The sequence below is a fragment of the Bacillus sp. 01N45 genome (assembly GCF_056399205.1).
Genome location: NZ_JBFTQW010000002.1, coordinates 690,078 through 711,669 on the forward strand (window position 1 = coordinate 690,078; position 21,592 = coordinate 711,669).

20 protein-coding genes and 1 pseudogene are annotated in these 21,592 nt (G+C 34.4%); 4 read left to right on the plus strand and 17 right to left on the minus strand.

Features of this window, described 5'->3' with window-relative positions; genetic code table 11:
* Positions 1-35: 35 nt before the first annotated feature.
* The 9 genes and pseudogenes from AC1DMU_RS07615 to AC1DMU_RS07655 all read right to left on the minus strand — a co-directional run bounded on the left by AC1DMU_RS07615 (position 36) and on the right by AC1DMU_RS07655 (position 8,206).
* Complete coding sequence (locus tag AC1DMU_RS07615; protein ID WP_088063364.1) at positions 36-506, minus strand: MarR family transcriptional regulator; 471 nt, start codon at positions 504-506, stop codon at positions 36-38.
* Between the two features lie 241 nt (positions 507-747).
* Positions 748-1,749, minus strand: coding sequence for a bifunctional threonine ammonia-lyase/L-serine ammonia-lyase TdcB (gene tdcB / locus AC1DMU_RS07620; RefSeq protein WP_088063363.1), 1,002 nt, complete (start codon positions 1,747-1,749; stop codon positions 748-750).
* An 86-nt stretch (positions 1,750-1,835) separates the two neighbouring features.
* Positions 1,836-3,419 (minus strand): annotated as a pseudogene (locus AC1DMU_RS07625) (aminotransferase class V-fold PLP-dependent enzyme).
* Positions 3,420-3,488: 69 nt separating this feature from the next.
* Complete coding sequence (plsY, locus tag AC1DMU_RS07630; RefSeq protein ID WP_088063361.1) at positions 3,489-4,037, minus strand: glycerol-3-phosphate 1-O-acyltransferase PlsY; 549 nt, start codon at positions 4,035-4,037, stop codon at positions 3,489-3,491.
* A 134-nt stretch (positions 4,038-4,171) separates the two neighbouring features.
* The gene (locus AC1DMU_RS07635; RefSeq protein ID WP_060488788.1) at positions 4,172-5,071 is read right to left on the minus strand and encodes a BadF/BadG/BcrA/BcrD ATPase family protein; all 900 of its coding nucleotides are present in this window, start codon (positions 5,069-5,071) and stop codon (positions 4,172-4,174) included.
* 18 nt (positions 5,072-5,089) lie between these two features.
* The gene (anmK, locus tag AC1DMU_RS07640) at positions 5,090-6,238 is read right to left on the minus strand and encodes an anhydro-N-acetylmuramic acid kinase AnmK (RefSeq protein ID WP_088063360.1); all 1,149 of its coding nucleotides are present in this window, start codon (positions 6,236-6,238) and stop codon (positions 5,090-5,092) included.
* A gap of 22 nt (positions 6,239-6,260) precedes the next feature.
* A complete protein-coding gene (locus AC1DMU_RS07645) occupies positions 6,261-6,527 on the minus strand; it encodes a hypothetical protein (protein ID WP_060488784.1) in 267 nt (88 codons plus the stop codon).
* 78 nt (positions 6,528-6,605) lie between these two features.
* Positions 6,606-7,889: a PTS sugar transporter subunit IIC gene (locus tag AC1DMU_RS07650; protein ID WP_048546835.1), complete on the minus strand. Its 1,284-nt coding sequence runs from the start codon at positions 7,887-7,889 to the stop codon at positions 6,606-6,608.
* An 11-nt stretch (positions 7,890-7,900) separates the two neighbouring features.
* Positions 7,901-8,206 (minus strand): PTS sugar transporter subunit IIB, encoded by a 306-nt coding sequence (locus tag AC1DMU_RS07655; protein WP_000865895.1) that lies wholly within the window; start codon positions 8,204-8,206, stop codon positions 7,901-7,903.
* A gap of 226 nt (positions 8,207-8,432) precedes the next feature.
* Between AC1DMU_RS07655 and AC1DMU_RS07660 the strand changes: the two genes are divergently transcribed.
* Positions 8,433-9,992 (plus strand): glycoside hydrolase family 10-like protein, encoded by a 1,560-nt coding sequence (locus tag AC1DMU_RS07660; protein WP_088063359.1) that lies wholly within the window; start codon positions 8,433-8,435, stop codon positions 9,990-9,992.
* Between the two features lie 57 nt (positions 9,993-10,049).
* On the opposite strand, the gene AC1DMU_RS07665 is transcribed toward AC1DMU_RS07660, so the two are convergent.
* The 3 genes from AC1DMU_RS07665 to AC1DMU_RS07675 form a co-directional block, all read right to left on the minus strand.
* A complete protein-coding gene (locus AC1DMU_RS07665) occupies positions 10,050-10,883 on the minus strand; it encodes a DUF3974 domain-containing protein (RefSeq protein ID WP_088063358.1) in 834 nt (277 codons plus the stop codon).
* A 24-nt stretch (positions 10,884-10,907) separates the two neighbouring features.
* Positions 10,908-12,020, minus strand: a complete 1,113-nt coding sequence (locus AC1DMU_RS07670) for a toxic anion resistance protein (RefSeq protein WP_000137411.1) — start codon at positions 12,018-12,020, stop codon at positions 10,908-10,910.
* A gap of 314 nt (positions 12,021-12,334) precedes the next feature.
* Positions 12,335-12,928 carry an O-methyltransferase gene (locus AC1DMU_RS07675; RefSeq protein ID WP_088063428.1) on the minus strand — a complete coding sequence of 198 codons (594 nt, stop codon included), beginning with the start codon at positions 12,926-12,928 and terminating at the stop codon, positions 12,335-12,337.
* A 302-nt stretch (positions 12,929-13,230) separates the two neighbouring features.
* On the opposite strand from AC1DMU_RS07675, the gene AC1DMU_RS07680 reads away from it, so the two are divergent.
* On the plus strand, positions 13,231-13,389 hold the full coding sequence (locus AC1DMU_RS07680) for a hypothetical protein (protein ID WP_001100983.1): 159 nt from the start codon (positions 13,231-13,233) through the stop codon (positions 13,387-13,389).
* A gap of 35 nt (positions 13,390-13,424) precedes the next feature.
* On the opposite strand, the gene AC1DMU_RS07685 is transcribed toward AC1DMU_RS07680, so the two are convergent.
* The 3 genes from AC1DMU_RS07685 to AC1DMU_RS07695 form a co-directional block, all read right to left on the minus strand.
* The gene (locus tag AC1DMU_RS07685) at positions 13,425-14,294 is read right to left on the minus strand and encodes a sigma-70 family RNA polymerase sigma factor (RefSeq protein ID WP_088063357.1); all 870 of its coding nucleotides are present in this window, start codon (positions 14,292-14,294) and stop codon (positions 13,425-13,427) included.
* The gene (locus tag AC1DMU_RS07690; RefSeq protein ID WP_088063356.1) at positions 14,272-15,582 is read right to left on the minus strand and encodes a phytoene desaturase family protein; all 1,311 of its coding nucleotides are present in this window, start codon (positions 15,580-15,582) and stop codon (positions 14,272-14,274) included. The genes AC1DMU_RS07685 and AC1DMU_RS07690 overlap by 23 nt, the downstream gene beginning before the upstream one ends.
* Before the next feature lie 165 nt (positions 15,583-15,747).
* The gene (locus AC1DMU_RS07695; RefSeq protein ID WP_088063355.1) at positions 15,748-17,280 is read right to left on the minus strand and encodes an SMI1/KNR4 family protein; all 1,533 of its coding nucleotides are present in this window, start codon (positions 17,278-17,280) and stop codon (positions 15,748-15,750) included.
* Positions 17,281-17,505: 225 nt separating this feature from the next.
* Between AC1DMU_RS07695 and AC1DMU_RS07700 the strand changes: the two genes are divergently transcribed.
* Complete coding sequence (locus tag AC1DMU_RS07700) at positions 17,506-18,138, plus strand: cupin domain-containing protein (RefSeq protein WP_046955871.1); 633 nt, start codon at positions 17,506-17,508, stop codon at positions 18,136-18,138.
* A gap of 642 nt (positions 18,139-18,780) precedes the next feature.
* On the opposite strand, the gene exsJ is transcribed toward AC1DMU_RS07700, so the two are convergent.
* Entirely contained in the window at positions 18,781-20,055 is a 1,275-nt protein-coding gene (gene exsJ, locus AC1DMU_RS07705; RefSeq protein ID WP_088063354.1) for an exosporium protein ExsJ, read from the minus strand.
* A 478-nt stretch (positions 20,056-20,533) separates the two neighbouring features.
* Here exsJ and AC1DMU_RS07710 point away from each other — a divergent pair, with 478 nt between their 5' ends.
* The gene (locus AC1DMU_RS07710) at positions 20,534-20,818 is read left to right on the plus strand and encodes a DUF4183 domain-containing protein (RefSeq protein ID WP_088063353.1); all 285 of its coding nucleotides are present in this window, start codon (positions 20,534-20,536) and stop codon (positions 20,816-20,818) included.
* A 60-nt stretch (positions 20,819-20,878) separates the two neighbouring features.
* Here the strand turns inward: AC1DMU_RS07710 and AC1DMU_RS07715 are convergent.
* Positions 20,879-21,592 (minus strand): DUF4183 domain-containing protein (locus AC1DMU_RS07715; RefSeq protein WP_476941489.1); only part of this gene is annotated, 714 nt, incomplete at its 5' end.

The following is a 21,592-nucleotide window of genomic DNA, read 5'->3' on the forward strand; positions in this document are numbered from 1 at the left end:
TAACTACCCGTTAATGCCCGAATGCTTCAACTTTATTACGACTTAATATGTATACCTTGTTTCTTTATTTCTGCATCCAAATGCCTACTATACTTTTCCACGAAGCTAATTATACTGTCGAATTCTGACTCGGTTACTTGCTCAAATACAGCTTTATCCCGCTCTTGAAACTCCTTGTGCAACTCTTCGTGAATTTTATATATTTCTTTCCCTTGTTCAGTAAGCCTAAAATAGATTTCTTTTTTATTCTCTGATTTCTGGTAACTTTCGATAAGGCCTTTTTTTATGAGCTTCTTAGTCATTCTACTTATTGCACCGCGAGTCACATAAAAAGCCTCTGCAAGTTGTGTCACGTTAGAATCTGCATTGTTTTCAATATATTCAATGCAATGTACTTCAGAAGACTTAAAACCTTTAAGACCTTCTTCCATCTTATCCTTATTAAGCCAAACCATCTTATTATATAATTCCCTGAAACCGTTCATGACCTGTTCTTCCTTATTCATGGTCTATCCTCCTAACCGCTCATTCATACGTTAAGACCATTATATTAAATTTATGTTTCCGTTTCGACAATATTGATATAATTATTTGAGTTATCAATGAAAATAGACGCTTAAATAAAATAATTCACTTTACGGAAAATAAGGCATGTGTATTAAAACTTGTACTACACATTAGACAAAAAGTAAGAGCTAAGACTAGTTTTCTTAGCTCTTCTTTCATAAAATTTATGTTTTTTAAAGATTATTTCACTTCATTAGCTACAAAAAATTGCTCACAAACACTGGAAATGCGCTGCAAGTCTACGTTTCCACCAGATATAACCGCGACTACCTTTTTCCCTTTAATATATGGATCCACTTTCCCTGCAAGTAGAGCAGCAGTAGCTAATGCGCCAGCCCCTTCTACAACAGCTTTACCACGTTGTAATAAGTCTTTCATCGCTACTTCTAATTCACCTTCTGATACAGTTACAATATCATCTACTAATTCTTTTACTACTTCAAAAGTTAAATCGCCTGGTATTTTAACTGCGCAACCATCTGCTATAGTAGGTGCCTCATAATGTTCTACAATCGTACCTTTGTCATAAGATGCTTTCATCCCATGAACATTATCTGCTTGGACACCAATTATATTAATGGATGGATTAAAAGATTTTAATGCAACAGCAATTCCAGAAATAATTCCACCTCCGCCAATTGGTACAATGACAGTATCAACATCCCACATATCATCAAGAATGTCCAAACCAATTGTACCTTGACCAGCCATTACTTCTATATCGTCATATGGATGTAAGTATGTTTCACCTGTTTTCTTAATAATCTCCTCACATTTTGCCTTCGCATCATCAAAAGTTTCACCATATAAAATCACTTCTGATCCATAGCCTCTAGTTGCTTCAACTTTCGCCTGAGGTGCAGAAATTGGCATCACAATTTTACTCTTAATACCAAGTAAATGAGCTGATAAAGCAATTCCTTGTGCATGATTACCAGCGGAACAAGCAATTACTCCTCTCTCTTTTTCCTGATCTGTTAGCTGTGACATTTTATTAAATGCACCTCGAAATTTAAAAGAACCCGTTAATTGCATATTTTCTAATTTCAAGTGAATTTCTCCACCTGTTTTACTAGTCAAATAAAATGATTTTACTAAAGGCGTTTTACGAGCATTTCTGTCTAAAATGTTTTGAGCTTTTTTAATATCATCTATATGTAACGGTAGTTTTTTAGTTATCATACTAACACCTCTTCCAATGATCTATTCCTAAGTTTTCGTATGTAGCAACTCCTTTATACGAAACCAACTATATTAAGAAAAAGTCTTTATATATGTACCTCACTCTGTAATACACACAGTTGTAAACAATTCAACATCCTCTTCATATCACGTTCTTTGTAATGATTCAGGCATGCAATTTGGATCCAATTATTCTTTTGTAAATAAGATGACTCATAATGAACAATGTATCCTTGTAACGCTAACGCATCGCCAATCACCTTAGAAGACTGATTTTCATTTAATTGAATGGTAACTATAATTGGCGCGGCATGTTCTTTAGGTGAAACAAGATTTAAACCCATATTAGTAATAGCTTGTTCAATATATGCATACGTCTCGTTTATTTTTTCAAATGCTTTTGCATCTTCAAATCTCTTTAATGCTTCTTGCAGTGCATAAATTAAATTCCATGAATGAGAATATGGAATACTTTCATTTTCTTCGTACATACCAACGTCCATATAGGCCGGTAATGTCTCGTTTACTTTCACATTATGATTATAAAAAACGAAAGATAATCCAGTAAACGATTTAATTGCCTTTCCGCTAACACCGCTTGCAAAATATACATCCTTCAAGTCTATCGGTATTGCTCCAATCGAACTGATACAATCTACACATAGCTTCACATTATACTTTTTACTTAAAACATTTAGCTTGTCTAAATCATTTAACATTCCAGTTGATGTTTCATGGTGAACAAACCAAAGCCATTCATAATTTCCAGTTCCCATTATTTTTTCTAATTCGGTATAAATAAACGGTTCTCCCATTTCTTTTTTATACATATCAAAATGTAATTGCGCGCGTGATGCATGTCCAACTAATCTATTACCAAATTCCCCATTTGTTAATACTAGTCCTTTCCCTTTTAAAGAACGTAACTGTAAAGCAATGGCATCATTTGCTAACGTCCCTGTTCCTAACATAAGTTGTACATGCTTTGCTTTTGTCATGTGAAGTAACCGTTTTTTCACATTGTCCATCGTCACTTGAAATAACTTAGAACGATGCGAAATAGGCTTAGTAGAAAATGCCTTTCGAACATTTTCTTCAATATCTACTGGACCAGGTAAAAACGTATATTCTTTCGTCATAATTCCCCCAACACTCGATGCTTCAAACATAGCAGGGGTAACATACATTGGTTGGAAGGCTGCTTCTTCTGTACCAACTAACGTATGGAAAGATTTGAATCCCATTTGCTCATATAAAGGTAGTTCACGTGTTGTAGCAGAAATGAGTGCCAATTCATATCCATTTAGAAGCAATTAACGATGTAAAAAGCGAATTAAACCTAACAACGCTCTTCCATTTCTATATTCACGTTCTACTGAAAGTAAACGAATTTCATATACGTTTTCTCCATGTTCTTGCAAATAATAATCTAGATTTGGAATTTTATTGTCTAACGAGAATGGTCGTTTTCCTCGCAAAGTAACCATACCTACTAACTTATCGTCATCTAAACAAATTAAATATGTATTTTCTTCATGGAAACGATCTATACGAACACGCTCTTTCGTTTCTTCATGTTGCGGAATTTCTTCTACAAATGTTTTATAATTCAACTTATGTATACTTTCAAATTCCAAAGCTTGATCAGCAACTTTATAAATTAACCCCATGCCTTCTCTCCTTTATGTATTTAATAAAAATTATAAGTGGAGATTAACTCCACTTATAAAAAGTTCATTTCATTCTCGATTTACATATAAAATAAGTACAATGATAAGTGCACTTAAAATAGTCGTAACAATAGAGTAAGAATACAAAATCATGCACACTGGTAAACAAGCGATTGTAATTAGTCCTGGCTTAGTAAATCCTTTAAAGATTAAATAAAATATAATGAAAACAGCAACAAGGGTAAGCGCTATCAAATAATCAAATGCAATTAATCCTCCAATAAATGTTGAAATCCCTTTTCCACCCTTGCCTTTAAATACAATCGGGTAAATATGTCCAAGTAAAACAGCCAGTAAAGCTAACATTACAAATGTAGAATCTTCAAAAAGGTATTTTGCAATAGAAACTACGATTGCCCCTTTGATCGCATCACCTAAAAATGTAGCGACGAAATAACCTTTTCCATATACGCGCCCCATATTTCTTGCGCCAGGATTGCCGCTTCCTTCCTGCCGAATATCAACATTATGTTTCCATTTCGTCACTATATAAGCGGTCAATATGTTTCCCAATAAATAAGAAGCCACCAAATACAAAAATTGTATACTATTAATCATGTAATCATTCACTTTCTACATGGGAGTACTTATACAATATTCAATGACTATGTATATTGTACTTTTCTTACTTTACATCCCTTTATACATTTTAACATCATATTTTTACAAATCATACAAAAATTCTCATACCGCTATTTATTAAAATATAAATTCTTCATTAAGTAATAGGTTCCTTTCACTGCTAGTTCTGATGGTGATACAAATATAACTTCTCCCATACTTTTCTCGCAGCATTTCTTAAATTCAGCATATATTTCAGGAACGAAACGTAATATACTGCCACTTACTGCAATTGAAGTTGATAAATCAAACTGCATCTTATTGTAAATATTCACCGTAATTCTCGTTAATTCCGTAGCCGCTTGCACCATAATTTCATGTGCATCATCATTCCCATTTCTCGCTTCCTCAATAATGAATGGTGTGATTGCTGCAACTTTATCTTTTGAAAAACTATATACTAGTCTTTTTATATGAGACGATGTCAAAAGTTGAAACTCTTCTTGAATTCTTAAGCTTAATGGGCAAAGTGGAACTCCTTGATCAAATTGATTTGCCATTCTCTTTAAACCTTGTAACGCAATCCAATATCCGCTTCCTTCATCTCCTAAAATATGTCCCCATCCACCGCTATACTCGTACACTTCTCCTTTCTTTCCTAAACAAATCGCCCCTGTACCGCCAATTGTTAAAATTCCATCCTTTCCTTTTAAAGCAGCTGCATGAGCAATCATTGCGTCATTAAAAACTTCAATTTGTGTTCCGTACTTCTTTTTTAGACGTAATGTTAATTCATTCGTATTTGCTCCACTTACACCCGCTAATCCTAAACAAATACAAACGCAATTCCCATTTAATAACCCTCTCTGGCATTGATCAATCGCTTCCATTATATGAAAAAGTGCTTCTTCAAAATCTATTAATATATTTCCAAAACCACTCGTAGCCCTTTCAAGTTCACTTCCGTCTTGATTAAATGCAATTGCTTCTGTCTTTGTTCCCCCGCCGTCTACTCCAATCATATATTTCATATGTTCGCCTCATTCTCTTCAAATTGGAGGGAATGTTATATTCCCTAAAACAACAGATTGCTTTGCACCTGTTGCACTTGGCACATTACTCGGATTACGATGATACGTTTCGTTTGCTAAAATGGCAAAGGCGATTGCTTCTTTCGCCTCTGAAGAATAGCCTATATCTTCTTGAATGAATATGGCGCATTTTTCATCCTTCAATCCATACCGTATCATTTCAACAAGTGTACGATTATAACTGCCACCACCGCCTAAAATCACCTCATCGATTTCATAATACGGCAGAATAAACTCCTTATACTGATGAACGATTGAACTTGCTGTAAACATCGTGACAGTCGTCAATATATTTTCTTTACTATGCTTTTCATACTGCTTCAACAACTCACTGACAAATTCTTCTCCAAACTGTTCTCTACCAGTTGATTTCGGTGGATTCATTTTTAAAAATGGATGATTCATACAATATGTCAAAATTTCATCTACAACTACTCCCTGTTTTGCAATCTTACCATTTTGATCATATGACAACTGAAATAGCCTTTGACATACTTCATCCATTACCATATTACCTGGACCAGTATCAAAAGCTATAACGCTTTTATCACTTAGGTGACTTGGTATTACGGTAACATTACCGATCCCGCCAATATTTTGTAGTAGTCTATTTTTAGTTTGATGACGATACAAAATGATTTCCGAATATGGTACAAGTGGTGCACCTTGTCCCCCTGCTGCGATATCCATCGTTCGAAAATTAGAAATAACCGTCGTATTCGTTTCATATGCTATAACTGCTGGTTCTCCAATTTGCAATGTGGAAGGAATCATATTACCATCTTGCTTTGGCTGATGATAAATCGTTTGTCCATGAGAACCTATTAAATCTAATTGTTTCAAAGGAAAATTGACCTCTTTACAAACTTCCTTTACAACACCTGCGAAGCATAAACCGAGTTTGAAATTTAAACTGCATATGAGTTGTACATTTGAATTTTCTATTGATAACGCCTGCTGGATCTCATTTTTCATATCATTATAAAATTGAACTGTAGTAAAATGGATGAGTTCAACTTTAGAATCTACACCGCTTCCTTCTATATGAACGAGTGCTACATCTATTCCGTCTAACGAAGTACCGGACATTATCCCTGCAATATACATAATATGCATGACCTCCTATTTACTAAAAAACAATCATGTAAGTTACAAACGTACAACCGATCGAAAATAATATAAATCTATAAAACAACTGAGCTTTCGATGCGAACGATCCATCAATGAAAGAAACAACTACTGTAAGCAAAATACTTGCCGCAATGCTTGTAACGAGCCATATACTATGCATTTGTGATAAATCTAGCATTCTTAATAAAGGTACAAAAAGTAAATTTGCACATATCACTCCAAATAATAATAAAAATACACCTTTATAACTAAATTTTATATTCATTCCATTTCACCCTCTCTGGACTTCATGTGAAAGAAGTGATAGACAAAATGCCTATCACTCAAAAATAAAATATAAAACTTACGGATTAACAGATTCCCCATCACCATTTTTCTCAATTTCAAGCATGTTTTTGTCGTACATTTTAAAGAATGGTAAATAAATAAGGAATGATATTGTTATGTTTATAAATACGAGTACAATCGCTCTCCAATCCCCACCTGTTGCTAAATATGCACCAATTGGAGCTGGTAATGTCCATGGAGGCATTATATGTGTTGGTGTAACAAACCCCATCGCAGTTGCTGAGTATGCAATAGTTGCTGTTACTAGTGGTGTAATGATAAATGGGATAATTAATATTGGGTTTAGTACGATTGGCAATCCAAAAATAACAGGTTCATTAATATTAAAAATACCAGGTACAATACAACTTCTCGATAATGCTTTCGAATATTTCGATCTACCAAATACGATCATGGCTAATACAAGTCCTAGCGTTGCGCCCGAACCACCAATCCATATAAACCATTGGTATAATGGTTCTGGTGAAATGAATGGTAACTGATTTGCGCCACTAGCAACTGCTTCACCATTTTTCCCTAAATATACTTCCCATAATGGCCGGGCAACAGTTCCAACAACCGACACACCATGGATTCCGAATGACCAAAAAAATGTAATTAAAAATACTGGAATGATTACACCGAAGTAACTATCACCAGCTTTTACTAACGGTGCCGCTAATTTATCAACTACATGATGTAAATCAATACTAAAAACGACAGTTACTAAACTCATTAAAATAATAACGAATGCAGCAGGTATAAGTGCTTCAAACGAACGTGAAACAGACGGCGGTACTTGTTCTGGCATTTTAATCATTACATTTTTCGTCTTACAAAATCTTAATATCTCAACTGATAAAATAGAAACAATCATTGTCACGAATAATCCATGCCCCCCGAGATTTGTCATCGGAAGCATAAACCCTTTTTTATCAATTAATTCAGGCGTTAATGTTAAGAGTAATGAACATACTGCAAGCTGTGCTCCTGATAAAGCATCTAGCTTATAACTTTTCGCTAAATTATATCCTATTCCAAATGCTATATATAAAGACATAATAAACATCGTTAAACGATATGGTATTAATATACTTGTTTGATTTTTTAATGCCCAAACAGATATGAAACTATCTTTCGGTAATGGTGGAAATGCTACGATTAAAAAGAAACTTCCTACAATAATAAATGGTAACGCTGAAATAACTCCATCACGGATTGCTTGTAAATGCCTCTGTTCAGAAAGCCTTGCCATCGGTCCAGATAAGTTTCTATCAAGAAACGTGACAAATTTATTCATAACGCTTCCCCCTAACTAATTAAATCATTTACAGTTTTTAATAAAGTCGGTCCGCCAAGCGGCGTGTATGCTTGTGGCGGTATGATACCGCACGGGATAGATTCCTCTTCTGCGAATTTTTTAACAGAGTCAAATCTATGTCTTACTTGAGGTGCAACCATTACAACGTCCCAGCCATTCTTTACTTCTTCCTCTATCTCACTTGTTCCAATGGCATGGACTTCCATGTTTACACCTTTTTTCTCCGCCTCTTTTTTTAAAGCGTTTACAACAATTGCACTGGACATCCCTCCAGAACAAACGAATAAAACCTTCATTTATTAATCCTCCTATACTTATAAATTATCCCCTTCGGATGAAAGGGAGTTTCACTTTACTAACAAGCATATGAAGAAGTAAAAGAATTTAGTTATATTGAAAGTAAATTTCAGTAAAAATATTTTTCCTATTAAATTAATGTTTCAATATTTATTTTTCTCAATTGTAAGTACAACCTCACCTCGGATATCATATTAGCTAACCATATAATAGGGAGGCGTATAAATAATCATGAAACGTTTATTAGTGATATGTTGTATCGTCATCTTTTTTATTCCTTTCTCTTTTATTTCTCCTCACTCTACTTATGCTGAAGTAAATACTACGTATAAAAAACATGAATTACGTGCTGTATGGATCGCATCTGTTCTTAATATTGATTGGCCCTCAAAAACTGGCTTACCCATCGGAAATCAGAAGCAAGAATTTATTAGATTATTAGACGATGTAAAAAACACTGGTATGAATGCAGTTGTTGTACAAATTAAACCAACTGCTGATGCTTTTTATCCTTCAAATTACGGTCCTTGGTCTGAATACATTACGGGGACACAAGGAAAAGACCCTGGATATGATCCACTCGCATTTATGATTGAAGAAGCACATAAAAGAAATATAGAATTCCACGCATGGATTAATCCATATCGAATAACGATGAATCACACTGATATAAATCGATTAACGAATAATCACCCTGCAAAACAGCATCCGGATTGGGTTGTACCTTATGGCGGGAAATTATATTACAACCCTGGTATTCCAGAAGTGAAAAAATTTATAACAGAAGGTGCTTTAGAAATTGTACAAAATTACGATGTTGATGCACTACATATGGATGATTATTTTTATCCATATAAAGTAGCGGGTGAACAATTCCCCGATCAAAAAACGTACGAAACATATAATAACGGTAGATTTACAAATATAGAGGATTGGCGACGTGACAATGTAAATGAACTTGTAAAAGATTTAAATACTGCTATAAAACAAGAAAAATCATACGTAAAGTTTGGCATAAGTCCGTTCGGCGTATGGCGAAATATAGCTGACGATCCAACTGGCTCTAACACAACTGCAGGCCAAAGAAACTATGATGACCTTTATGCTGATACACGTGAATGGATACAAAAAGGTTATATTGATTACATTACACCGCAAATATATTGGAATATTGGTTTCACACCAGCTGCATATGACATATTAGTAGATTGGTGGGTAAAAGAAACACATAATAAACCGATTCACCTATACATCGGTCAGGCAGCCTATAAAATTAATAATAATTCTGTCCCCGCTTGGTCTGATCCTGAAGAATATCCAAGACAAATTACATTAAACCGGTTATCCCCTGAGATAAAAGGTAGTATGCATTTCAGCTTAAAAGATATTAATAACAATCCTCTAGGCATTAAAGATAGACTCACAAACGACATATATAAACATCCTGCATTAATCCCGCCTATGCCTTGGCTTGATCATGATCCACCAAAACAACCGACTTTAAAAGGTGCTATTCCAAGAGATGAAGGTATTGCAGTAGGTATCATTGATAATAGAGAGAATGACTCTGCTTATTACGCCATTTACCGTGTGAATGGAAAAAATGAAGTGGATATACAAAATCCAAAACATTTACTTACTACTGTAAGAAAAACAAAACTTGGAGAGATTTATGTAGATAAAACAGCTATTTCTGGAGAAACCTACACGTATGTAGTAACTGCAGTTGATCGATTGCATAATGAAAGTGTTGCTTCTAGTCATACAACCGTTAAAGCAAAATAACAACTAATAAAAAAACGCCTTAAAAGCTAAGAACTATAGCTTTAAGGCGCTTTTCATTTATTTATTTTTAAACTTCTCAGTCGCTGCTCTCATCTTCACATTCAAATCGTGATCAATCGAGTCACGAATATCTCGCTCGACTACTTCCATTTCTTTTTGGAAATTTTGCAAGTAGATTTTTAATTCTTCTTCTTTTTCTGGTCGTTGTGAAGGTGGTAATTGTACGACTAACGATAGCATCGCTGTTAAATCTTTCATTAAGAACGTTTCAAGTTTATGTTGTTGTTCAAACATACGTTGCTCCTGATAATACGGCAAGGCATTTAATACTGAAATTGTAATTTCATCAACCGTTCTTTGTAATGAAGGGTTTATTGAGCGTTTATACGTTTGAATTGTATTTAATGCATCTGGATATCGATCATAAAAATACAATTTATAAAATGAAAGGTCTGATGGTTTTACTGTTTGCTGCGTTTCTTGTCTTAAAAAATCTTTTACTTTCATCGCCGCTACATCAATATCTTCATTAGTAAGTTTTTTCGTTGTTTTTGCCATTACATGTACTTTTTTCTGTTTTTCTTTCGGTAACATTGAGAATACTTGCTCTCTCGTACGTTGACCCGATGCACAAAAAAGAGTGTTTAATATATATTGTTCTTTCTTTCCTTCCGTACGAATCCAGCGATAAAAGAGTGGGTGTTGTGTAAATTCTTGTAGAAACGGTAATGATTTATTCGATAACTTATCTAAAGAATCATGTGCTCTTTTATATGGTTTCGTCCATGAAAAATACAGTTTACGTCCGAAATATACAACTAAAACAACGACAGTAAATGCGATTAATAGCAATGTACCCAATAGTACTAATACTGTTTGAATGAAACTCATTTTTTCACCTCCTCTAAAAGTCTGTTATTTCCTTGGACGCTGAATGAGTTTTTGTTTCATTTCATCATTAAATGTGTCTAATTCAACTACAAACTTCTTACTTGACTCGATAATACGTTCTGATGATTTCTCAGAAGCTTCAATCGCAGCAAATACATTTTGGAATGATTCACGTAATTTATCCATGCTAATAGCAGGATTTTCAAGAAGTTTTGTTGTCTCTTCTGTATTTTGTTTTAATGCTTGTGAGTTACTTAATACCATTGATTCAATTGCTTCATTTGTCGCATTCACTGCATCAATTGTTTTACGCTGATTTGTTAACGCTAGCTGGATAGCAGCTGAAACTGTTACAACGTTTTGCGTCATCGTAATTGCATTACGAATTGCCTCTGTTAACTTTTCATTATTTTTCTTAATAATGTCTACAGATGCGATAGATTGTAATAGTACACTTTTCGCTTGCTGCATATTTCGTGTACGTACTAGAATTTTTTCTAATGCATCGTTAATTAATGGAATATCTCTTTGGCGTTCTGGATTTTGTTTCTCAGCTTCCAGCATACCAGCGAGTTTTCTGCCTAAGTATACTTGTTTATCAAGAGCGTGAATTTTATCATGCGATTGTTCTTTAAGCATTTCAAGACCCACTGTATCTTCTTGTAAGTTGTCACGACCAATTAGAAGGGATCTTATAATCTCTTCAATTTGTTTATCTATAGATTGATATTTATGCACGTATGTTTCAAGTGGATTTTTCTTGAATACTTTAAACATAATTTTCTTCATACCACTTGCTTTTAATGAATTCGGATCAAGCTCTGATACCACTTTGCGTAATTCTAACAATGTATTTGGAATTTCTTCATTCTTTCCATTCATCATCGCTGTTACAGGACGTTTTAATGCTGATAACGTTTGTCCTGCTGCTTGTTGCTCTTTATCCCCTAAATCTCCTAGCTGTGACAATACTTTTGATAAATCCGTATTTTGCTCGCTATTTAATTTTTGTACATAAAGATCAGCTTCTTTATTCAGTTCCTCTAATTCTTGATCTTTTATAACTGTATCTACTACTACTTCTACATTATTATCTTTCACAATGGATACAGGTTCTTTTTTCTCGAGTTCAGTCAACAAAATCGCTCCTTTATTTATATGTGCGAATTTATATGCACTATATTTCATCTATTATATCGTATTTCATATACATTCTAACTGCTTGAAATCGATTTTTTTAGAAATGCCTGTTTATGCAGTCATTCCCTGTTTCTTAGTATAAGTATACCTGTTCTCAACATTATTTTCCTCAGACTTAAGACCTAGAGAACAACATGCTGAAGGCGGATTCTTTCTATGTTACGTATATAAATTACGTCCTTCCCATCCTACTGTACTCAATCTTTTGACATACACCCTTTTTCAATGTGATAATTATATTACGCTCAATCCTAACTCTTCTTAAGCGCTACAAATGCTCCATTTTGAAATGTCAATAAGACCGTTTCAAACATTTCATCTTCTTCAATCATTTTTCTAAACTCGGCTAACTCACTTGCATGAGAGGTTGCGTTATCAACAACAAGAAAACCCTTTGGTTGTAAAATGCGTTTTATATGCTCAAGCCACCACATGTATTGCGTCCGTTCTGAATCTAGGAAAATAAAATCAAATGAATGATCTAGTTGCACATCTAAAAATGCCCCTGCTTCTTGATTATGAACATCAATCCTTTGTAAAAGGTTTGCCTTTTCAAAATTGACTAGTGCCTCTCCAACTCGTTCTGAAGAAAGCTCTACAGTTGTTACATTTCCATTTGTTTCTTCTACCGCGCTAGCTAACCACAATGTAGAATAACCATTAGAAGTTCCAATTTCTAAAATGCTTTTTGCGCTACATCCTTTTACTAAAATTGATAAAAATTGCCCCATCTCACGAGAAATATTCCGTAATTTTTCTTCCCGTGTTTTTTTATTTCGATCATGCTCTTCTCCATATTGTTCAAGTTGAAATAATAATGAATCTAACGTATCCATTCTTTTCATCGCCTTTCCAAGCAATATGATGAAAAAGCTCTTGCTGCCCGTCTACTTTCATTATATGCGAAACGAAATCCTTTTTCTCGTTATATGACAAAGATTTGAATTTTTTTATAGCATATTGTTTCGTTTTTTGGTAAAGTTAATTTCTACGTGCAATTATTCCATTCATACTATTTTTAATTCAATTGCAGTTGTTAAATCATATAAACCCCAATTAAATGAATCGGTATTTCAAATTCAATTAAGCGCCCTTTCCGGACGCATTTTCTTTTGTTTATATATTTCTAGAAGAAAGGATGCTTACAATGAACGTGATTAGCTTAGATGCTGCTCGAAAACGAAAACAGCATAAAAAATTAATGATTACTATACCGATTATTTCACGTATTTATGAAGAAGATGGGGAAATTAAATTTGAGGTAGCAGGCGAAAAAGATGTACCTCTTGAAATGTTAGAGAAATAAAAAAAAGACGCACTTCTAAAGAAATGCGTCTTTTTTTATACCGTTACATTTAAGTGCATAAGTTTTTTAGGATTAACCATCATATAAATGTTTGAGATTTTCTCATTCTCAAATGTAAATGAAAGCACATAAGTCACTTTATTATTTACTTTAACAATAACACCTGGGGCTCCATTTACCATCTTATAATCAACATTGTACTCTTCCGGGAACTTCTTCCCAATTCCAAAGAATAAACGTATAATTCTATCTGCAGAATAGATTGGATGGATTGCAGTTGTAGCTTTACCACCACCATCAGCTTTTAATATCGCATCTGTTTTTAATACTTCTAACATGCCTTGTGCATCCCCACACTGCAAAGATGATACAAATTTCTCCACATAGGCAGCCATCTTCTTCGTACTTAATGTTGACTGCTTCGGCTTACCCAAAATACTTTTCCTTGCACGTTGAAAGATTTTTCGGCAGTTCGCACTACTCTTATCTACAATTGAAGCGATTTCTTCGTATTCATAACTGAAAACCTCTCTTAATATGAAAACAACTCTCTCTACCTCAGACAATTGTTGTAAAAGTAATAAATATGCCGTAGAAATTGATTCTTTCATTACAAATGACTCTGATGGATCATCAACCTCTTCCACAAATGGCTCTGGCAACCACATTCCGACATATACGTTCCGTTTATGTGCTGCCGAACGTAATTTGTCAATTGAGCGATTTGTTACCATTTTACATAAATAGGCTCTCATATTTTCTATAGTTTGAACGTCCTCCATATTATTAAGTGATATAAATACGTCATGGACGATATCTTCAGCATCCATAACACTCCCAAGGATTCTATATGCTAACGAAAATAATAATGATTGATACGTTTCATATAATTGCTCCGTTTCCATGATGAACTGCCTCACTTTCGGATTGCTTTAATATGTGTAACGCTGCACGTTTTCCGCTTGCCACCGCAGCATCAGCTAATATTTCATCATGCCCAGCCCAATCTCCTGCAACATAAACACCTGGCATTCCAGGTATGTTAGGGCCTGGTTTTTCAACACGGTCAATATGAGGAAAATCATATACTACCGTTATTTTCGGTAAATATTGCTGTGCAACAACTTCTCTTTTCCAATTCGGATGTAACAATTCCATCATATTTTCTAACTGTTCTTTCTCTTCTTGAATATGATTCAGTTCTAGTACAGGGTTATGGTATTTAATTAGACTCACTACAATTGATCCATCTTCACTTAATTTCGCTGCTCTCGATTGATTCGTGAAAAATATAGGTTGATCTAATCCCAATGCAAAATGATGTAAAGGATTCGGTAATTGTTTTAAACCAATATCTAACGCTTCCACGGTCACTTGTATAGATTGTTCACTCCATTTTTGCAAACTTGTTCCTTCTGTACCTTTTATAATTTTACATGCCTCTTTCGGTGGAGTTGTTACAATGACTGCACCTGCTTCAAATACTTCATCGTCAAAACATTGTATTCTTTGTTTTCCTTCACAATGCTCTATTTTTAAAACATGCTTTTTAGCCAGAAATTGTACACCACTAGTATTCGCTATTCCTCTTAAATTTGTTATTATCGTCTCCCAACCACCATCTACATAAAGTACTCCTTCTTTCATAGAAAGCTGTATTTGCTTTAGTACGGAAGATGCTAATTGTATTGTAGGAGCATACGTATATGTTGTTGTTCGGCATAATGCATAAAATATATTTCGAACCATTGGATCTTTAATTTCATTTTCTGCCCATGTAGTTAGGCTCATTTTCGGAACTTTTCCTACATCTAAGTTTCCTAAATGAATCATAAGACGAGCGAACTGTACTTTTGCAGACCATGAAAGTAACGGTGTTGATAAAATGGAGCGAAAATCTGTTGGAATGGTATAAATATCCCCTTTCCATATTCCATGTGCTTTTGTAGATGGGATTCCACCTGGAAGGTTTACTCCTAGCTCATTAAAAGTTATAAACGCTTCTCCACCTCTATATAAAGCATGTGCACCAAGATTCATACAAATGCCGTTTTTATTTATAGTCATCCCTCGGCCGCCGAAGTGACTGGACTTTTCTAATACAATAACTTTCCTTCCAGCTTTCGCTAAATATATAGATGCTGTTAATCCAGCAAGCCCACCACCAACAATTGCTACATCAAAATTTTTCATAATAAAATCCCTCCTTATACGTTCTACATACAAGACGAACGATTAAGGGGGGATGTGACATTCAGTTACACATAATTTATTTCACCTAACCACTTTATTGCAGTATCAACTGTCAAACAGTTTCACCTTCTACAAACAAACTTATTTACATAATAATGTTATTTTCTAATCAATTACATGCTGGTGCCAAATTTCACTTTCTTCTTCACTCATTCCTCCAATTATTTTTGAAAAATCTATATTTCTATCAAACGAGTCTTTTAACATAAAAAATTGTTCAAACGTTCCTGTAAATATTTCTAATGAATGCGAACAACAAATCGTTTCAAGGTTATCAATTGTTGCGCCATCTAATTCTAATTCCTTTAGCCCATTCATTTTACCTAATGCCGCTCCATCCTTTACCTTTGTATCTGTCAATTTTATATTTTGAATTGACGCATTGTGTTGAAAACAATTTAAATTAGCAATGATGCTATTTTCAAATTCAATTGTGATTAACTTATTTAAATTTTGCAAAACAAGCAAATCCAATTCACTAACATTCTCTAAACCTAAAATATATAAATGCTTTAAATTATCTACTTTCGAAATCGCATAGAGCTGCTCACGATTTGAAATATGTACAGAAAGCGATTCTAATTTTTGAAACTGCGGTAGCAACGAAAAATCTTGAATACTAGTATGTGTAATATTTAATTTTTTTAATGATGACATTTCTACAAGTTCCGATAAATTATTTATCTTCGTATTCTTTATATTCATTTCTTGTAAGTGTTTTAGATGTATGATTGGCGTTAAATCTTGAACCGGATTATTAACTAAATATAACTTCTTTAAAGAATTCATTCGTTCTAATCCTGCTAAATCTCGAATTTCATTTCCGGATAAAATTAGTTCTCTCACTTCTGTACACATCTGTAATGGACTAATATCTACTAACCCTTTTCCACCTAAATATAATCTCTTCTCTCTAATAAACCTGTCTGCACGTTCAGATGCACCCACTATACATCTCCAATTCTCATCTAAACTATCGTACCAATCATTAACGTTATTTTCAGATTGAAATATAAATTGGGGCTGTAAAACAGGTAATTCAATATTAAATAAAGCGTCTAAAAAATGTATATTATCATTAGCACCATAACTCCAATATAAATAATCTTCCTCTTGATGAATGGTGAAATTTTTATTTTTTAGCGTTTGTAAAATAAATAGTAACAAATCTGAAATTCTATTTGCAATTACATATTTCACTTCTTCATCTCGTCCAAAATTAATAACTTGTCCCACTTTCCCCTTTTCATCTGGATCAACATCTATTCCTAAATTGTTACCGCCATAATCTTTACTAATAGGTATCCAATTGTGATTCACATATCTTTCCTTAATATATTCTGTTGGTATTGAAAATGCATCAAAATTAAAAAAATCATCCTCTTCAATTCTTTTCCATATTCTCCACTCATCCAAAACTTCATCTAACGAGAGAAATGGCAAACCAAAAAACAACCCTGGTCCTGATTTATCCTCACCGTTATGTGCAAGATAAAGATTACGTAATTCATCTGGAAACGCAATTCCCATTTCACTTTCGGCATATTGAATTTCTTCTATTGTTGCAGGTGCATTCAAAAACGGTTGAAAGTAATTTTTTAATTCAACTTCCAACTCTTTTAAAATAGTATGGTTCATTTTCTGCACTCCCCTTGTACTCCAAATTAAAAAAGCGCTATCTTTTACATTAATTGTAATTAATAGCACCTTTTTTCGCAATGCAACTCTTGTAATTATAGTGCATTCAAATGAACATTTTTATCACTTTACAAACGAAGGGCAGCAACGCTTTCACATTTCAATAACTAGACTCATATCCTAAATTCAAATTGCATGAAAATATAAGAAAGGCGGGTAATACAAATGACTTCTAATATCGACTACACTTCCCCCTCAACCAATTTCACCCATGATTTAAATAAAAGTAATTTTTTTAAGAAAGATGCCCAAAATTATATAAACGTACTTGGCATAAAACAATTAAATACTTTAGAAAATACTTCTTTATTAGATATCTATTTAAGTACAGGAAATGTTGTAGAGCCACATATTCATCAAAATGCAGCTGAACTTGTTTACTGTATTTCAGGATCTGCTGTTGTTTCCTTACTTAATCCTTTTACAAACCAAATATTAAACTTACCGATAAAACCAGGGCAAGTTGCCAACATTCCACAAGCGTGGTGGCATTATGAAATTGCTACAGCAGATGGTACTCACTTATTAGCTATTTTCAATGCCCCAACCCCAGAAGTTATTTTTGGTTCTGATATTTTAAGATTAACTCCCGCTAATATGATGGCTCATACTTACTGTCTCGATGAACAACAATGGAAACAAGCGATATCCCCTATTCAATCCACTACAGTAATTGGTCCTCCAGCAAACTGTAATCAGAACCGCGGCACGATAACCCCAACAACTCAGCCTCCTAACCAACAACAAAATTTATATTACCAAGATTCATACTATTTCCCTCTTTACTGGGGATATTAATTTATTTCATTAATAGACAATTATTGATCTCCTCGGAAAATACGTAGGAGATTTTTTATTGTATATCTACCATTCCTATTTTTTTCGTAACAATTAATAGAGTACATACATATACTATTTATATATTTAATTGGAGGTGATAGTACTATGAGTAATTATAACTATCGAAAAAACTACTCTAATAATAAAAATAGTAGTTCATCAGCATCCTCTCAGTCTTCGAATTCTCAATCTTCCAATTCCCAATCACAAAGAGATTTAGCCGAACAAGGCTATGTAAAGAAAAAAGGATGTAACTGTAATAAAAACAAATAGTTTATTACTAATTTGAACTATAACATTTCAACGCTCACGATAAATAACTTTCTTCCCTTGTATACCGTTTATGAAATGGATGAATTCTATTTTTAATAGAATTCATCTTTTTTATTTATAGGTAATTTTTTCAAATCATTTAACTTATTCCATAAATAATAAAGTATAAATCATGCATTCTGATTTTTCTTATATACTAACTTCACAAAGAGTAATTTCTCAATTAATTTATCACCTATCTTCCCATAAAATATAGCCCCTCCTAATAAACTTAGGAAGGGCTATATACAAATGCCAATTTAAATTTCAAACAGACATTGTAACAAATTAAACGATATTAATACCTGCACTTACAAATCCAGCAACTGCAGCTATTGGACTTGCTGCTGTTAACGAAACATATAACAGTATTTTATCCCCAGCTGCTACTGGAATAGCTTCAGCTATGATCCCTGATGCTGTAGAACCAATCGCTATTGCGGCAAATGCTGGTGTTAATAATAGAGGTGCGCCTTGTACTGTAAACGTATTACTTGCTGCTGGTGCAGTTAATATTTGTATCTGTACTTGCACAGGTGATATTGGAGCTAATGCAGCTGTTGCACTAAAGAAACCTGCTAATGACGTAATAGTTCCTGCACGTGGTGCTACAAATGCATAATCACCTACACCTAACGCTAAAGTGATACTAGTTCCACCAGTTAAAGCTACGCCAGGCTGACTAAATCCAAATCCAAGAAGAGTTCCTGTATTAGCTACTAATGCGTTAACTAACGCAGATGGTGTTGTACCTGAAGCGAATGGAATAATAGCTCCGCCACCTGTTGCTCCTGTTGCTCCTGTTAAGCCTGTTGCACCAGTTAAACCTGTTGCTCCTGTTGGACCTGTTGCTCCTGTTGGACCTGTCGCTCCTGTTGGACCTGTCGCTCCTGTTAAGCCTGTTGCTCCTGTTACTCCTGTTGCTCCCGTTGGGCCAGTTGCTCCTGTTACTCCTGTTGCTCCACCAGTACCTGCTGGACCTGTCGCTCCTGTTGGGCCTGTTGGACCTGTTGCTCCTGTTGCTCCTGTTGCTCCCGTTGGACCTGCTCCGGTTCCTGCTGGACCTGTTGGACCTGTTGGACCTGTCGCCCCTGGAGTAGCATTGATTAATTGAATTAATAAATTAAAAAGAAGTTGTAAAGTTGCAGAATCAACATTTGAGTTGCAGGATATAGGGATAAGATCTAAAGCGAAGAAGAATTGTGCAAGGGCGCTATAAAATTGTTGCAATAATGTTGACAATTGTCCTAAATTAGGTGCTGGAGATTGTAATAAAACTATAATACTTTGAGTTAATTGTTTCAAAAAATTAACTTCTGGAGAAGGTAATAAGGAATTTAAGAAAATTAAAAATTGATTAAATAAATCGAGTAACACTAATCTGTTTGCATTACTTGGATTTGCAAAAAATGCTGAAATAGCTGATACTAATGAGTTTAGTAAAGTAATTAATTGACTTAATTGTTCCCTAGTAATAGGAACTGACTGTGGATTTTTACAACAATCTGCTGAAAAAACAATCGGATTGCAGTTATTATGATCAAAACAATCATTATGTTTCATTTATTTCCTCCTTACTTTTCTTATAGTTGAGTGTTTTCCTATTCTAAGTACTATAAAAGATGCGATTGAAAAAAGTAGTTGAGTTATATGTTTCTCTTAAAATAGGAAACATGAATGATAATCAAACTTGAAAACGTTATTTAATTATGTTCATGACTCACATATTAATTATATGTTTTTAATAATTGACTGCTTAGATTAAACACCTAAACTTAAGAGTTTATTTTATTTTTCCACGTTTATCCCTTAGAGCCAAAGACACATTTTAAGTTGAATACAAAACTCGAATTTACGATTAATATACATTCCGCAAGTAACAACATCATTTTTTCATATAAGTAAAGAACATTTCTTTACTAAAATTGGGCTCACCTTATAAAGGGGAAGCCGTTTCTATTATAAAAAACTCTCATACAATATAGTGGACAAGTTATTTTATACTTCGTTCTAATAAAATATTGTAAGGAGTGAGAATTAATTGCCAATCATCCAACCATTTATGGCATCTAGAAGATTTACATCTACACTAGGAGCTGGAACAGGTGCAGCTTTTGCAATTGCTGCTACAGCTTGTTTAAACGATGCTGGTACTACTGCAACTGCTTTTCCGACTTTTACGTATTACAACTTTTATGTAAACGGCATTCTTCAACCTAGTGTGAACTCCAGTATTACTACTGGACCTACTGGTGCTATTACAATTCCTGGCGGAGATGCATTAGACGGCGGAATTCCAATTACAATCGAATTTATCGTCACTTAGTTTATCTACTTTAATGTAGAACAAAAAGACAGATTCTTTTTATTTAAGAATCTGTCTTTTTTAATTAATAATGATGAATTGCAAAATAATTGAAGAACCTTGCGTTGGTGGTTGATTATCCAATAAAGTTAGCTGACCATTACTAACCTGATATAATGGTTGTGGTTGAAGTATTCCATTAATAAACAAATTAATATAGGAAACCTCATCAGGAGGTAATATGTGTGTTGTACCATATTGAGCTATCCCATCTGAATCTGTATATATAAGTTTTTCTCCATCTGAAAAAGTGTAAAATAATAAATTAGTTGTTGTTATTGGTCCAATAACTCCAGTTGGACCCGTTGCCCCTGTTAAACCAGTCGCACCTGTTAAACCGGTCGGGCCTGTTACTCCCGGTGATCCCGTTAAACCAGTCGCACCTGTTACTCCCGGTGATCCTGTTAAACCAGTTGGACCTGTTACTCCCGGTGATCCCGTTAAACCGGTCGGGCCTGTTACTCCCGGTGATCCCGTTAAACCGGTCGGGCCTGTTACTCCCGGTGATCCCGTTAAACCAGTCGCACCTGTTACTCCCGGTGATCCCGTTAAACCGGTTGGACCTGTTACTCCCGGTGATCCTGTTAAACCAGTTGGACCTGTTACTCCTGTTACTCCCGGTGATCCTGTTAAACCAGTTGGACCTGTTACTCCCGGTGATCCCGTTAAACCGGTCGGGCCTGTTACTCCCGGTGATCCCGTTAAACCGGTCGGGCCTGTTACTCCCGGTGATCC